The sequence below is a fragment of the Mycolicibacterium setense genome (genome assembly GCF_000805385.1).
Taxonomy (GTDB): Bacteria; Actinomycetota; Actinomycetes; order Mycobacteriales; family Mycobacteriaceae; genus Mycobacterium; species Mycobacterium setense.
On record NZ_JTJW01000006.1, the window covers coordinates 38874 to 53807 of the forward strand.

The 14934-nt window shown below is 67.2% G+C and carries 13 protein-coding genes and 1 tRNA gene; 7 read left to right on the forward strand and 7 right to left on the reverse strand.

Annotated elements, in window-relative coordinates:
- Window positions 1–82: 82 nt before the first annotated feature.
- The 3 genes from QQ25_RS10880 (at window position 83) to QQ25_RS10890 (ending at window position 1237) form a co-directional block, all read left to right on the forward strand.
- Window positions 83–589, forward strand: a complete 507-nt coding sequence (locus QQ25_RS10880; protein WP_039326096.1) for a tRNA adenosine deaminase-associated protein — start codon at window positions 83–85, stop codon at window positions 587–589.
- Window positions 586–1041, forward strand: coding sequence for a nucleoside deaminase (locus tag QQ25_RS10885; RefSeq protein WP_039326095.1), 456 nt, complete (start codon window positions 586–588; stop codon window positions 1039–1041). Before QQ25_RS10880 ends, QQ25_RS10885 begins: the two co-directional genes overlap by 4 nt.
- 105 nt (window positions 1042–1146) lie before the next feature.
- Window positions 1147–1237 (forward strand) — tRNA-Ser (locus QQ25_RS10890).
- Between the two features lie 153 nt (window positions 1238–1390).
- Here QQ25_RS10890 and QQ25_RS10895 read toward each other — a convergent pair.
- The 6 genes from QQ25_RS10895 to QQ25_RS10920 are packed head-to-tail and all read right to left on the reverse strand — an operon-like array spanning window position 1391 to window position 7297.
- A complete protein-coding gene (locus tag QQ25_RS10895; RefSeq protein ID WP_052235764.1) occupies window positions 1391–1885 on the reverse strand; it encodes a DoxX family membrane protein in 495 nt (164 codons plus the stop codon).
- Window positions 1882–3315, reverse strand: a complete 1434-nt coding sequence (locus tag QQ25_RS10900; RefSeq protein WP_039378736.1) for a Dyp-type peroxidase — start codon at window positions 3313–3315, stop codon at window positions 1882–1884. The genes QQ25_RS10895 and QQ25_RS10900 overlap by 4 nt, the downstream gene beginning before the upstream one ends.
- Complete coding sequence (locus tag QQ25_RS10905) at window positions 3312–4661, reverse strand: hypothetical protein (protein ID WP_131546151.1); 1350 nt, start codon at window positions 4659–4661, stop codon at window positions 3312–3314. Before QQ25_RS10905 ends, QQ25_RS10900 begins: the two co-directional genes overlap by 4 nt.
- A 5-nt stretch (window positions 4662–4666) precedes the next feature.
- Entirely contained in the window at window positions 4667–5137 is a 471-nt protein-coding gene (locus QQ25_RS10910) for a hypothetical protein (RefSeq protein ID WP_052235766.1), read from the reverse strand.
- Complete coding sequence (locus QQ25_RS10915) at window positions 5134–6927, reverse strand: peroxidase family protein (protein ID WP_039378738.1); 1794 nt, start codon at window positions 6925–6927, stop codon at window positions 5134–5136. Before QQ25_RS10915 ends, QQ25_RS10910 begins: the two co-directional genes overlap by 4 nt.
- Window positions 6887–7297 carry a hypothetical protein gene (locus QQ25_RS10920; protein ID WP_039378739.1) on the reverse strand — a complete coding sequence of 137 codons (411 nt, stop codon included), beginning with the start codon at window positions 7295–7297 and terminating at the stop codon, window positions 6887–6889. The genes QQ25_RS10915 and QQ25_RS10920 overlap by 41 nt, the downstream gene beginning before the upstream one ends.
- 122 nt (window positions 7298–7419) lie before the next feature.
- Between QQ25_RS10920 and QQ25_RS10925 the strand changes: the two genes are divergently transcribed.
- The 4 genes from QQ25_RS10925 to QQ25_RS10940 all read left to right on the forward strand — a co-directional run bounded on the left by QQ25_RS10925 (window position 7420) and on the right by QQ25_RS10940 (window position 13151).
- Entirely contained in the window at window positions 7420–8775 is a 1356-nt protein-coding gene (locus QQ25_RS10925) for a WS/DGAT/MGAT family O-acyltransferase (RefSeq protein WP_039378740.1), read from the forward strand.
- Window positions 8776–8863: 88 nt separating this feature from the next.
- Window positions 8864–11083 carry a propanediol/glycerol family dehydratase large subunit gene (locus tag QQ25_RS10930; RefSeq protein WP_039379785.1) on the forward strand — a complete coding sequence of 740 codons (2220 nt, stop codon included), beginning with the start codon at window positions 8864–8866 and terminating at the stop codon, window positions 11081–11083.
- Window positions 11080–11424 carry a diol dehydratase small subunit gene (locus QQ25_RS10935; RefSeq protein WP_052235767.1) on the forward strand — a complete coding sequence of 115 codons (345 nt, stop codon included), beginning with the start codon at window positions 11080–11082 and terminating at the stop codon, window positions 11422–11424. The genes QQ25_RS10930 and QQ25_RS10935 overlap by 4 nt, the downstream gene beginning before the upstream one ends.
- A complete protein-coding gene (locus tag QQ25_RS10940) occupies window positions 11421–13151 on the forward strand; it encodes a diol dehydratase reactivase ATPase-like domain-containing protein (RefSeq protein WP_052235768.1) in 1731 nt (576 codons plus the stop codon). Before QQ25_RS10935 ends, QQ25_RS10940 begins: the two co-directional genes overlap by 4 nt.
- On the opposite strand, the gene QQ25_RS10945 is transcribed toward QQ25_RS10940, so the two are convergent.
- A complete protein-coding gene (locus QQ25_RS10945; protein ID WP_039378743.1) occupies window positions 13148–14914 on the reverse strand; it encodes a penicillin-binding transpeptidase domain-containing protein in 1767 nt (588 codons plus the stop codon). The genes QQ25_RS10940 and QQ25_RS10945 overlap by 4 nt on opposite strands.
- Between the last annotated feature and the right edge of the window lie 20 nt (window positions 14915–14934).

Genomic DNA, 14934 nt, shown 5'->3' on the forward strand with positions numbered 1-14934 from the left:
TCAAGGTTGGCATACGGACTGTGCCGGAGCCGAGGGGGTGATCGCTGTCAAAATTGCTGGTCGGCGACTACCGTAGGCGGGCATGGGAGCACAGCGTGCCGCGGCAGACCTGCCTGATGGCTTCGGGGTGGCCGTTGTCCGGGAGGACGGCAAGTGGCGGTGCGCCCCCATGCGTTCGTCCTCATTGAAGAGTCTGACTGCGGCCGAGACCGAGCTTCGTGAGCTGCGCAGCGCCGGGGCGGTCTTCGGGCTGCTCGATGTGGACGACGAATTCTTCGTCATCGTGCGGCCTGCACCTGCGGGAACCCGGTTGTTGCTGTCGGATGCCACTGCTGCGCTGGACTACGACATCGCGGCCGAGGCGCTGGAGAATCTGGACGCTGATCTCGATGAAGAGGATCTCGAAGACTCGGATCCGTTCGAGGAGGGCGACCTGTCGGTGCTGTCGGACATCGGTCTGCACGAGGACGTGCTGGGCGTGATCCTGTCCGAAACCGACCTGTACGCCGACGAGCAGATCGGGCGCATCGCCCGCGAGATGGGCTTCGCCGACGAGTTGTCGGCGGTGCTCGACCGGCTCGGTCGGTGACTGCTTCGAACCAAGCCCTGATTCGCGCGGCGTTGGAGGCCGCCCGGACGGCCGGGCCGCGTGATGTGCCGATCGGTGCGGTGGTGTTCGCGGCCGACGGCACCGAGCTGGCCCGCGCCGCCAATGTCCGTGAGGCCACCGGCGACCCGGCCGGGCATGCCGAGATCGTCGCGATGCGCGAGGCCGCCCGGGTGCTCGGCGACGGTTGGCGGCTGGAGGGTGCGACGCTGGCCGTGACCGTCGAGCCGTGCACCATGTGCGCGGGCGCGCTGGTGCTGGCCAGGGTGGCGCGGGTGGTGTTCGGCGCGTGGGAACCCAAGACCGGTGCGGTGGGCTCGCTGTGGGATGTGGTGCGTGACCGGCGGCTCAACCACCGTCCCGAGGTGGTCGGCGGAGTTCTGGCCGACGAGTGCGCGGCGCTGCTGGAGGAGTTCTTCGCGGCTCAGCGGTAGTTGCCCAGTCTGAACTTATGTGCGAGTTTGTGCCCGATTCTCGACTTCAACTTCAGACTCGCGACCGATTAGGGCCTGCGGCGCTCGCCCGGTAAGCTGCCACACGGTGGCGTGTCCGAGCGGCCTAAGGAGCACGCCTCGAAAGCGTGTGACGGGTAACCCCCGTCCGAGGGTTCAAATCCCTCCGCCACCGCCATAAGCCCGCTTCCTGTCATCGCAGGTGGCGGGCTTTTTATTGGTTGACGGCGCGGTGCATCCCTTCTGGCGCACTGCGACGAGTGTGCAGTGTTTCGTGATTTCAGGCCGCTCACGCCACCAGAGGTTGCACATTCGCCACAGCGTTTTGCGACTAGTTCGGGTCAGACTGCCCGTCGGGCGACAGTCGCAACACCGAGGAATCCCGCTCGGGTTGTCGCTGCGCACGGTGCCCGCCACACTTTCGGTCAAGCGCCAGCCGGCCGGGTCCGCTGAGCAGCAGGCTGACCACGCCGGCCAGGATCAGCAGTGCCTCGCGGAAACCGGGCAGCGGATCACCGCCGGGCAGCGGCTCGGGGATGCCGCCCGCGAAGAAGCCGAGCACCAAGAGACCCGCGACGTTGAGCGCGTTCACCACCGTGGCGAGCCGGAAGAAGATCCCGAGCAGGATGCCGAGGCCGCCGCCGAATTCGATGACACCGACGATCCAGCCGACGAGATCGGCGAACGGCACCCCGAGCTGCCCGACCAGATAGGCGATGTTGGCGTGCCCGCCGGACGCGAACAGTTTGATGCCGCCGTGCAGGATCAGCCCGCCGCCGAGGAACAGGCGCAACGGCACCGGAGCCCACTCGCGCCAGGACGTCATGGCAGGGCCGCGAGATAGCGCGTGGCGGCCACACCGGGCATGAAGAAGTACGCGCCGCCGACGGTGTGGACGAAGCGGGGCAAGTCGGTGACGCGGCGGCGGATCGGCTCCTGCTGCACCGTGAATGTCCCGGCCGCCGTGCCGTTTCCGTTCCCGTTTCCGTTGCCATTGCCGCGGGCGCCGGCGATCGGATCGTCCTCGGCGTAGCCGCCGTCGAACTTTGTGCTGTTGACCCAGGTGTGCTGGATGAACTCGAACTGCCGCCCGAGGTGGCTGTTGAAACAGATGAAGTGCAGGCCGCGTTCGACGCCGTCGTCGCTGGCCCCGATCATGTCGGCGGGATCCATGGATGGTGCCAGGGGCGGACCGTAGGCACGACCGCGGCGAATGATGCGGTGGCGCTTGCCCACATCGATCGAACGGTCGGATCCGGGGACGGGGTCGAGTGCATCGCGTGGGTTGGACCGCCGCAGGTGCGAGCCGATCGGGCATTTCAGACCATCGGCATCCTCGGACCGGAAGTACATGAAGTCGTTGTCGTCGGCGAGTGCGGGATCATCGGCGGTCGGTGCTTTCACCAGCGGCGCACCACTGGGCCAGCGCCCGACCATCTTGGCTGCCAGCCCGACGCACGCCGGCACCCGGTCGAGCACATCGGCCGATCGCTCGGCCAGGCTGTTCCAGAAGCCCGCCACATCCTGCTTGAGCTGCCGGAAGACGAGGTAGCTGCCGTCCTTGCCGAGGTCACGCAGTGCCGGCGCGTCTGCCGCGGCCGCCAACAGGTCACGGGGGTCGGCAGCCGGATCCACCAGCGGCCGGTCGGTGTACTGGCCGTAGGCGTTGGGATACCCGAGCACGAATTCACCTGGGGCCACCGTGTTTCCCGCCGGTCCGCCCTCGTCGTAGCCGTCGATCAGCGGTTGCGATATCCCGTCGCGAAAACCGAAGTGCTCCTTGCGTCCCGGGAGTGTCAGCGAATCGAGTCGCCTGACGACGCGGATACCGGCACCGGGCAGGTCGTGACGGTCTTCGAGTGCGCCGACGGCGGCGGCGTCACGCCCGTAGAGCAGCAACAGCGCGTGAATGTCGTCACCGTTCCACCGCCAGCTCGACGGGGAGCTGTCCCCGTGATCGCCGAGAATGCGACGGCGATGCTCGGTGCCGGACATCCCCTCGCGGAACTCGCCGGCGAGCATTGCGAGGTGCTCGGGCCCCAGGCCCAGCCGCGCCAGACCTGACGGCGTGAAGGCGATGTTGGTGCAGGTGTCGGTGATCTCGGGCCGGACTGTGCTGTCGCGCAGCTCCAAGCCCGACAACCACTGCTTGGCCGCCGCGACGTCGTCGATCGTCAGAAGCAGGAACGCCGCGTCATCCAGCGCGCCGTTGCCATGCAGGATGACGCCCTGGATGTCGTGCAGTTGCAGAGTCATAGCCTGTCCCACGGAATGCTGTCGAGCTTTCGGGCCGCCCAGTTGGACTCGGGAAGGTCGTTGCCGCAACCGAATCGGCGTAACCAGCGGCGCGTCTGGGTATCGTCCATATTGTCCGAGAGGCCGTGGCGGATCGCCTCGTTGTTCGCGATGTTCTTGGTCGTCAGATGCGGGTAGGCGCTGTACCAGACATTGCTCGGGGCTTGCCGGGTGGGAAGCAGCTTCTTGTAGGCCTTCTCGTCTGTGATGCCGCCGAAGAACAGGAAGCGCGTGCGCGGGAAGCCATCGCCATTGCTGAAGATGGCGTTGAGCCCCCAGAACGCCTTGTCGATGAAGTCGTTCATGTAGCTCTCCAGGCTGCCGTCGTAGTTGCTGGAGAAGAACAGGCCGCGGTTGCCGTTCATCCGTACCCACCGGGCGAAATGAATGGTGTTGAGCCCGGACAGGGTTCCGCGGTTGTAGATGTGGCGGGTTGCGTAGTCGGTCAGGGACAGGATCGCCGTCGTCGTCAGCCGTCGGAACAGCCCGGGCTTGAGGAAGCCGACGGCGACGATCTGGTTGTGCGCCCAGTAGTCCTCGTCGTCGCGATACGCCCGGGCCACATCGGGTTCGGCGGCGCGGGTGTCGGGCTGGTCGCGCTTCTCGTGGTGGCGCAGCACGAGCGTGAACAATCCGAGGCCGAGCACCACGAGCGGCAGGAACAGCACCGTCACCACGGCCAGTGCGGCGATCCAGAAGTACTTGTGCACAGCCTCTTTGGCCCGCCACCGTAAGGACGGCCCCTCTGCCTGTTTCAAGGCCCAGGACAGGTCCTCGCGGTCGCGCACGAAGTCGACGATCGCGCTCCTGATCTTCCCCGGATCCAGCGAACCGAGGTCGCCCGCGTCCAGGAACCTGTTGATCTCGCGCTGCAGCAGGTCCTCCTGCCGGATCTGGTTGACCGAACGGCCTCGCCGGTTGATGTGTGCCGCAGCGGTTTTCGCCTGATGTGCCTGCAGGAAAGTCCGCCGCGCAGATTTCGAGGTGACGTCCGGGTAGCCGACGCAGTGGGAGAACACCGTGTCGAGCCCGTCGCCTCCGATGGTCGAGAGTTCGTCGAGATGTGCGCGCAGCGGTGCGTCCACATCGGTCAACAGCGCCAGCTGGGCGGGCACGGGGTGTCCATCGAGGTCCTGCGTCGGGTCGAACAGGACGAGCCTGGCGAAGTGCAGACCACTCAACTTCTCGAACGGCAGCACATCCCACCGCTCGACGTGGTCGGGAATCCGTCCGAGCAGATCTCGCAGTGATGCCAGCCGGTCTTCGCTGACCTCGGCGAGCACGGTGAACGCTTCCTGGTGTGGCATCGGGATCACCCGGTCGAGCGAATGGTGAACCACCCGACGCGTTTCCGCCAGAGCCACACGACTCCGAGGTAGAGGCCGGGGCCCACCTGACGGATCTCGTCGCGCACCATACGGGCCAGGAACGACGTCTTGGAGTAGTCGATGAGCACACAGTCAGCGCTGTCCACCCAGCTCGATGCGATCGAGAGCCTGGCTTTGACGAGCCGCAGACCGAACGGGGTCACCTTGTTGCGCAGCACGCCCTCACGTCGGTCGAGCACCTTGCCCTGCCAGATGATCACGCGGACCAGCTGGGCGAGTGGCTTGGCCAGCCACGTGCCCGGCCAGGCCAGCAACGTGCCTCGGGTGTCCCCGTCGGGGATGGGCCCGGCCACCGACTGACGGAACAGGAGGTCCAACGCGCTGTTGCGGCAGCCGAGCAACAACGACTCGTCGAGTGCCGTCGGCCGGGTCAGCTCCGGCTCGGGGCGGGTCATCGCTGTCCCTGGCCGAGCCGCGACCACGGCGCGAATGCGTTGCGCTGGTCGCGCAGCACCGGTTCGAGCTCGGGATAGTGGCGGATGAGCACCGAGCACATGTCGTTGTCCGCAATCCAGGCGAGGCCCTCGGGTGTGTAGACCCGCGGGGTGAAGTCGACCGTGAAGAACCGGTCGCTCTTGAGCCGGCGGGTCGCCATCAGAACGAAGATGCGGAACGCCGTGTCGCTGAACCCGAACTTCTCGGGCAGCTTCTCGCCGAACATGCCGACCATGGCGTCGACCTTCTCGATGTCACCGCCGTAGATCTTGCTCATCTTGACGGCAGTGTCGCGGTCCCCACCGCTGATCTCGTCGAACGATGTCGCCGGCTTCAACCGCAGCTGGCGGCGGAAGTCGTTGTAGCGCGGCACCCCTCGCTCGCGGGAGCGGATGATGTCGGTCGAGATCATGTCGATGACGTGTCCGTCGGTGCGGTCGAAGCGGCGCATGAAGTTGGGACTGTTGTGCAGGGTGACCGCGCCGGGGTTCGCGACGCCCAGCGAGTAGATGCAGTTGGAGATGCCGATGCTCTTGAGCACGCCGCGGGAGTTGGCGCCGCCGTGGATGCTGTCGAATGAAAGCTGCTGCGGCTCGGCCTTTCCGGCGATGTTGAGGAACTCGTAGTCGTCGGGCACCAGCGGGTGCATGCGGTAGACGGTGACGAAGTCCTCGGTGATCGAGTACGGCGCGGAGTGGTGATCGGTCGCAGACCCCACGACACCGCTGATCGCCTCGTCGGCGCTGAGCCGCCCGAACAGCTGCTTGACGCGTTCGCCGGCGAGCCCGAACCAGTTGGCCCGCATCCCGATCTGCAAGGTCGGGTGGCCGAGGATGGCCGGCGTCCATTCGACGGTGTGGATCTTCGCGATCAGCGCGGCGTTGATCATGCGCGCCTTGTGGAAGATCTGGTCGCCGGTCCAGGTCGGGTAGGCGGCTTGCAGGCGGTCGCAGATGGCGTTGTGCTCGCGTAGGAAGATCGTGCCCATCAGTTCCAGGCCCAGCCACCAGCCGTCCGCCCCGCCGGAGGCACCGAGCAACGACGGATCGAGATCGATGAATCCGTCGGCGTCGATGCGAACCTTCCCGTCCTTCTTGTCCTTCGTGCGAATCGCATCTTGGAACAGTTGGTTGCTGCCGTAGAGCTGCGAGGCATCCCACCAGTGCGTCTCGGTGTTGATGAACGTCGAGTCGCCCGGCGTCGGGTGCGGGTCGGGCGGCGTCGACGGGATCCGGATGGCGGACTCGTCCCAGTCGTCGCCGTCGGGCACCGGAATCTCGATCATCTTGCTGGGGTCGGTGTCGTGGCTGAACCAGTCACGGGTCTCGAACTGCAGCCAGGCCGCCGCCAGGACGTTGAGCGTGGTGGCCGGCTTGAATGTGTCGCGTCGCAGCAGCTCGTTGCTGATCACTCTCGGGTTGGGGTCCATCAGGTTCGGCGGCTGCTCGGCATGTCCCTTGTCCAGCGGCACGTTGCGTCCGAACCGGGTGTTGGCCATACCCATCGACGGTGCCGACAGATCGTTGTAGGAGCCGTCGACCGTTCTGATCGTGAGGTATTCGGCAGGGGTGTGTTCCGGCGGTGCCGGGGGCTTGCCCCGATAGGCGTCATAGAGGTTGTGTTCGCGCAGTGCGTCGCGGACCCCGATCAGGACGCCGAGCCCGATCCACGGCGGGAACTTGTCCCACCCGATCCGACGGTCGGCAACCTCAGTGGCTTTGATGAACCACCTTGTCAGCAGGGATGGCATCCTGGCCTCCTTTCCATGCGGTGACGGCTAGTGCGGTGTTGATCGCGGAGATGACGATGGCCACCAGGCCTTGCTTGCGTGGCAGATCGCCGCGGGCTGCGGTGACGGTGGCAGAGGCAGTGTCGGTCGCGTGGATGAGGACCGCGAGCTTTTCGGCGCGACGCAGTTCTTCGCCGCGCAACATCAGGAGTTCGAGCCCGATGATGACTGTCCGGATACCGAACATCCGGAAGGGATAGGTGCCGGACCGATCCTGGGCCGTGTCGACGCCGAGGCGGCCCAGCAACTTCTCGGGGGCCAGCAATCCCGCCGCGCCGTTGAGGATTCGGATCACTGCCAAGGCCTTGCGCGCTGCCGTTGGGACATGCATCCTGACACCTCCATTCGACGAGTCGGCTGTGAACAGATCTTGCGGCTGATTCAGGGCGGGCGAACGCGTAGTCGGGTACCTGTTTTCGCGCGGCCCCGTCCGGATCCGCGTTGAATGGGTTCATGGAGCTCATGTCGCCGACCGATTCGATGTTTCTGATCGCCGAGAGCCGGGAGCACCCGTTCCACGTCGGCGGCCTCGCGCTCTATGAACCTCCGGCCGGTGCGGACCGAGAATTCGTGCGGGAGCTGTACGAGGCGATGGTGGCCCAGACCGAGATCGAGCCCGTGTTCCGCAAGCATCCGGCGACCATTCTGGGCGGCTTCGCCAACGTCGGCTGGACCTACGACAACGACGTCGACCTCGACTATCACCTGCGTCGCTCGGGCCTGCCGTCGCCGGGCCGGGTTCGTGACCTGCTGGAGCTGACCTCACGCCTGCACGGCAGCCTGCTCGACAGGCACCGTCCGTTGTGGGAGGCCCACCTGATCGAGGGGCTGGCCGACGGCCGGTTCGCGGTGTACACGAAGATGCACCATTCGCTGATCGACGGGGTGTCGGCGCTCAAGCTGTTGATGCGCACGTTGTCGGAGGATCCCGAGGACGCCGAGGTGCGGGTGCCGTGGGCGCTGCCGCGCCGGAAACGGCCGCACCAGAGTTCGTCGGTGATGCGGACCCTCGGTGACGCGGTGGGCTCTGTCGCGGGTCTGGCGCCGTCGACGGTGCGGCTGGCTCGTGCGGCGCTGCTGCAGCAACAGCTCACATTGCCGTTCGCGGCTCCCAAGACGATGTTCAACGTCAAGATCGGTGGCGCCCGCCGGGTCGCGGCGCAGTCCTGGCCTCTGGAGCGGTTCAAGCGGATTTCGGCTGCCGCCGGTTTCACGGTCAACGACGTGGTGCTCGCGGTGTGTGCCGGTGCGTTGCGCGCCTACCTGCTCGAGCAGGACGCGCTGCCGGACGAGTCGCTGATCGCGATGGTTCCGGTGAGCCTGCGCGCCGAGCACGAGGCCGACGCAGGCGGCAACCTGGTGGGCTCGGTCCTGTGCAATCTGGGTACCAACCTGGAAGATCCGGCGGATCGGCTCGACGTCGTCGGCGAGTCGATGCGGGGCAACAAGAAGGTGTTCTCCGAACTGCCTCGGATCCAGGCTCTGGCCTTGTCGGCGATGATGATCGCCCCGCTCGGCCTGGCCGCGGTCCCCGGTTTCGTCCGCGCCACGTCGCCGCCGTTCAACCTGGTCATCTCCAATGTGCCCGGACCGCGAAATCCGTTGTACTGGAAGGGTGCTCGACTCGACGGCAATTATCCGCTGTCGATCGCGCTGGACGGCCAGGCCATGAACATCACGCTGGCCAACAATGCCGACAACCTCGATTTCGGTCTGGTCGGCTGTCGGCGCAGTGTGCCGCATCTGCAGCGGATGCTCAGCCATCTGGAGGATTCCCTCAAGGCGCTGGAGGTCGCGTCCGGCGCCTGACGCCAAAAGGCGTAATGGGTAGACCAAATAGGGTTCCTCACGCAAAATGGTCGGCGTGGCGGATGACGGTGGTGCCTACCTCGGCAGGATGCGGACTCTCGATGCCAAGGCGGTGAACCTCGACGGGTTCAGCGTGCCCAACCCGGATCTGGGCCTGGTGGCGATGCGCGGCCCGCACGATCCGGAACCGTCGCTGGTGCTGCGGGGCGGCCAGGTCATCGAGATGGACGGCAGAGCCGCCGAGGAATTCGACGTGATCGACGAGTTCATCGCCCGTTACGGCCTGGACCTCGACGTCGCGGCCGAGGCCATGGCCATGTCCGATGTCGAACTGGCGCGCAAGACCGTCGACCTCAACGTGCCCCGGGCCGAGGTGGTCCGGCTGATCGGTGGTACCACGCCGGCGAAGCTCGCGCGGGTCATCGCGCTGCTCACCCCGGTCGAGATACAGATGGCGATGGCCAAGATGCGGGCCAGGCGTACCCCGAGCAATCAGGCCCACGTGACCAACCAACTGGATGACCCGATGCTGATCGCGGCCGATGCGGCGAGCGCGGTCGCCTACGGGTTCCGCGAGGTCGAGACCACGGTGCCGGTGCTCGGTGACGCGCCGTCGAATGCCGTTGCGTTGCTGATCGGTTCGCAGGTGGGGACGCCGGGCGCGATGGCGCAGTGCGCGATCGAGGAGGCGCTGGAACTGCGGCTCGGTATGCGCGGGCTGACCAGTTACGCCGAGACCATTTCCATCTACGGCACCGAGCAGGTGTTCGTCGACGGCGATGACACGCCGTTCTCCAAGGCCATTCTGACAAGCGCCTATGCGTCACGTGGTCTGAAGATGCGGGTCACCAGCGGCGGCGGGGCCGAGGTGCTGATGGGTGCGGCCGAGAAGTGCTCGATCCTGTATCTGGAATCCCGCTGTGTGTCGCTGGCCCGGGCACTGGGCTCCCAGGGCGTGCAGAACGGCGGTATCGACGGGGTGGGCGTGGTGGCCTCGGTGCCCGAGGGCATGAAGGAGCTGCTCGCCGAGAACCTGATGGTGATGATGCGCGACCTGGAGTCGTGCGCGGGCAATGACAATCTGATCTCCGAATCCGACATCCGCCGCAGCGCGCACACTCTGCCGGTTCTGCTGGCCGGCGCCGATTTCATCTTCTCCGGGTTCGGCTCGATCCCGCGCTATGACAACGCGTTCGCGTTGTCCAACTTCAATTCCGACGATATGGACGATTTCCTGGTCCTGCAACGCGATTGGGGCGCCGACGGCGGTCTGCGCACCGTGTCGCCCGAGCATCTGGCCGCGGTCCGGCGCCGCGCCGCGACGGCCGTGCAGGCGGTCTACCGCGATCTGGGGCTGGCCGATTTCGACGACGGCCACATCGAGGAGGTGGTGATCGCCAACGGGTCGCGCGATCTGCCGCCCGGCGACCCCAAGGCCGTCGCGGAAGCGGCCAATGCCATCGAGGCCAAGCAGCTCACGGTGTTCGACGTGGTGGCCTCGTTGAAGCGCACCGGGTACGACGAGGAGGCCGAGGCCATCATGCGGCTGACGTCCGAGCGTCTGCGCGGCGACCAGCTGCAGACCTCGGCGATCTTCGATGAGCAGTTCCGGGTGCTGTCCAAGATCACCGATCCGAATGATTACACCGGGCCCGCAACGGGTTACACGTTGAGCGATGCGCGTCGGGCCGAGATCGACAACATCCGCCAGCAGCGCAGCGCCGCCGAGCTCACCGGCGACCAGGTGGAGCACGCCGGCCACATCACCGTCACCGACCTGGAACCCGCCCGCCAGGGCAGCGATCCGCGGGAGGTGTGCATCGGGTTGTCACCCGCACTGGGCCGCAGCGTCTGGCTGAGCCTGTGCGGCCTGCCGGTCGGTGAGGTGATCCGTCAGCTTTCCGCCGGGCTGGAGGAGGAGGGCTGCGTGCCCCGCTTCGTCCGGGTGCGCTCGACCATCGACGTCGGCCTGATCGGCCTGACCGCGGCCAAACTGTCCGGCTCGGGAATCGGAATCGGCTTGCAGGGCAAGGGCACTGCCCTCATCCACCGCAGGGATCTGGCGCCGCTGGCCAACCTGGAGCTGTTCAGTGTGGCTCCGTTGCTGACGGCCAGGAATTATCGGGAACTGGGCCGCAACGCGGCCCGGCACGCCAAGGGCATGGCCCCGGTACCGATCCTGACCGGTGGCACCGACGAGTCGATCTCGGCGCGCTACCACGCCCGCGCGGTGGCGCTCGTCGCCCTGGAGCGTGAGGCCAGCGAACCGGGCCAGGCGCCCGTCACGGTGGAGGTGACGAGAAGTTGAACGAGAAGTCCGCCCGGACATTTACGGTGGCCGCCGCCGTCGACGGCAAGTTGGATCTCTCGGATCTGCGGATGGATCCGGCGACCCTGGCACACCAGGCGGTGATCGCCGAGGAGCACGGCAACCCTCAACTTGCCGAGAACTTCCTGCGCGCAGCCGAATTGGCCACGATCGACGATGAAGAGGTGATGGGACTGTACGAGGCGCTGCGTCCGCACCGCTCCACGGCCGCCGAACTCGACGCACTGCAGGCGTCGTTGGAAGCCCGCGGCGCCGCGCGTTGTGCCGAGCTGGTGCGCCAGGCCGCCACGGTGTATGCCCGGCGGGGATTGTTGCGGTGACCCTGCCCGATCCCCGGACCACCCGCGTCATCGCCGGGATCGACGTGGGCAACCACACCACCGAGATCGTGCTGGCCCGCATCGCGGACGGTGAGGTGCAACCACTGAGGCACGACCAGGCACCGACCCGGGGCCGCAAGGGATCCCGGGAATCTCTCGAAGGCGCGGCCGTGTTGCTGCACCGCATCGAGGTCGACGCTCAAGTCCACGCCGATGAGCTGGCGCTCTCGGCGATCCGGCCGGTCGACACCGAGACCGCTCCGCTGGCGCCGGCACCGTCGCCGCGCTCACCGGTGCGTAGCTTGCGCAGGCCGGATGCCAGCACCCCGGCGGGTGCGGGGTACGCGGTGGGCCGGCACGTGCCGCTGGGTGAGCTGACCGGGGCGCCGAACGACGGGCCGGTGATCGTCTCGGTCGACGGGGACACCGATTTCGAGGTCGCCGCTGCGGCGATCACCGCCGCCGTCGACAACGGTTGGAGCATCGCGGGTGTGCTGGCTGCTCAGGACGATGCGGTATTGATCCGCAACCGGATTCCGCTCGACTGCCCAGTGGTCGACGAGGTGATGCTCGACGGGTTGACGCCCGGGGCGCTGGTCGCGGTGGAGGTGGTGGCCGAGGGTCGCGCCTACCGCGCGCTGGCCGATCCGATCGCGTTGTGTGCGGCACTGCAACTCGGCCATGAGCAGATTCACGACGTGGCCGAATTCACCAGGGAGCTATCCGATGCCCCCGCCATTGCCGTGACGGCGCGCACCGAGCCGCCGGAACCGCCCGCGGTGGACGACGACTACGTCGAATTCAGGATCGATGGAACGCTCGTCAAGTACACGCCCGCCCAGGCCCACGCCATCCTGCGTCGCGAACTGCCGGGCAGCGTGGTGCGGATCCGGCTGCGCTCCGTCCCGACCGCCGATCACGAGACGGCCGTGGACGACGCCTTTTTCACCGATCTGTCCGCACTCGACAGCGGCACCTGGTTGCGCCGTGGCGTGGCCGATGCCCGTGGCACGGTGGTGGCCCTGCTGGCGGCCGACCACGTCGAGGATGCCGCGACGACGCTTGCCGAGCTGACCGGCCGTCCGGCCCGCACCATCGCCACCGAACCCGAAGCGGCCGCTCGCGGTGCACGCACCACACCGGGCCTACCGCCGGATTCGGTGGTGTGCGATATCGGCGGTGGCACCATCGATCTGATCGGCCCGGAGCGCGCCGTCACGGCGGCGGGCGCGGGGGAGACCATCACGGTTGCGGTGGCGCGGATGCTCAACATTCCGAGGGCACTGGCCGAGCGGGTCAAGCGCACCCCGGCGATCCGGGTCGAAGGTCCGCATGTCGCACACGAGGAGGACGGCCGGCGTCTCTTCCTCGATTCACCGGCCCCGGCCGACGCGATCGGTCGGTTGTGTACCCGCGGGACCGCCGGATTGGTGCCGTTCTCCACCAAGCTGGCGGCCGAAGAATGGCGCAGCCTGCGGTTGGCGATCAAGCAGGAGACCGTGGCGGCCAACATCGCCCGCTGCCTGGCCGCGTTCGAGAAGCCCCCGCCCGCGCTGGTGTTGGCCGGTGGAGGTGCGCTCGATGACGAACTGTTGCGCACAGTCGGCGAATCCTTGCGCGCCAGGGGAATTGTGGTGGGGCGCGCCAACATCGACGGGGTGCACGGCCCGCGGTTCGCGGTGGCGTCAGGGCTCGTCCACCTGGCGGCCGAGTCCGGTACCGATTAGCCGGCAGCCCTCAGGAAATCACCCGAGATCTTCACCGCGGGGGCTGACGAGTCGCCGCCCACCACCAGGGTGGCAAAGGCGATGTCGCCGGCGATGCCGGCGAACCACCCGTGCGAGTGCGTGTTGTCGCCGAATTCGGCGGTTCCCGTCTTGCCGCCGAGGTCGGGGATATCGCTCAATTGGCGTGCGGTGCCCTCGGTCACGGTCTTGCGCATCATGTCCCGCAGGGCCCCGGTGACAGCGCCCGGCAGCGGCTCCGAGGGGGTATCGGCCGTCACCTTGTCGTCGTCGACCAGGTTGGGCAGGACGGTCGAGCCGTGCGCCAGGCTGGCCTCGGCCACCGCGAGACCGAACGGGCTGACCGTCACGGTGCCCTGGCCGATGCCGTTCTCCACCCGCTGCGCGGCGGTGTCGGCGTTGGGAACTCGGCCGGTCACCGTGGTGAGCCCGGGAATGGTGAAGTCGACCCCGATGCCGAATGCGCGGGCGGTCTTGGTCAGTGCATCGGCGGGCAGCTTGTCAGACAGCGCCGCCATGCTGGTGTTGCACGAATGGGAGAACGCCGTTGTCAATGGCACTGTCCCCAGGTCGAAGTCGTCGTCGTTGGGGATGGTGCGGTTCTCGATCGTCATCCGGGCCGGGCAGGCCACCGGGCTGTCAGGGGTCGCCAGGTCGGCTTCGAGAGCCGCTGCGGTGGTGATGGTCTTGAAGGTCGACCCGGGCGGATAGAGACCCGAAAAGGCAATGGCGCCTTGCGGGTCCGCAGCGGAATTCTGCGCGGCGGCCAGGATGCCGCCCGTCGATCCGGAGAGAGCGACCACCACGGTGGGCCGAGCCTCCTGGTTGACGGCCTGTTGAGCGAGCAACTGCAGGCGCAGGTCCAGCGTGGTGCGCATCGGGTCGGTCGGCGCGGGTGGTTGCGCGGTCAGCCGTTGTGCGGGCGCGCCGTCCCCGTCGACCAGATACACCGACCATCCGGCGGCCTTGGTGATCCGGTCGTGCCAGAGCTGGGTCAGCCCACTGATGGCCGGTGAGGACAGTTGGCGGTCCGTTGTCAGCAGCTCACCCTGCTCGGCCACCGTGACGCCGGGAATCTGACCCAGTTGGTCGCGCACCGACGCGAGGTCGTCTTCGCGCAGTTTCATCACCGTCACCCGATCGTCGGTGTTCGACGTGAACTGGGCGTTGATGGATTCGGCGGTGGTGCTGGGATCGAAAGGTGCCAGCAAGGCGGCGATCGCGCCGGCGGAATCCAGGTGGGCGCGCTCCAGGGCGACCACCCCGACGGTCTGCCACGACATCAACGGCTGACCGGTTCGGTCGAGCACCGGGGTCTGCAGATCACTGTCGGTGCTGTACTGGAACCTCAAGCCGTCCCGCAGATCTCGGTGCAATAGCGCCGGTGTCCAGGAGATGCGCCAGTCTTCACCGGTCCTGGTCGCGGTCCCGGCGGTGTCATAGCCGAAGTCCCGGGTATCACCCCAGGTCCATTGGTACTTCAGCGTCGCGCCGGACTCGTCGCCGTCCTCCGGTTCGGCGGTGACCTTGACCGCGGCGGCCTCTCCCATGCCGTCGAACATGGATGTGATGGCCGGCTCGGCCGCCGCAGGGTCAGTGGTCTGAGCAGCCGCACCATGAGCGTCTTTGCGCTGCAAGGCATCGGCGAAGGCGGCGAAGGTGTCAGCCGGATCGGGGGACGATGAGCACCCCGCGAGCGGGAGAAGCAGGCACAGCAACAACAACCAGGCGCGCCGTCGAGTCATGTTCCCAGCATGACATCAGG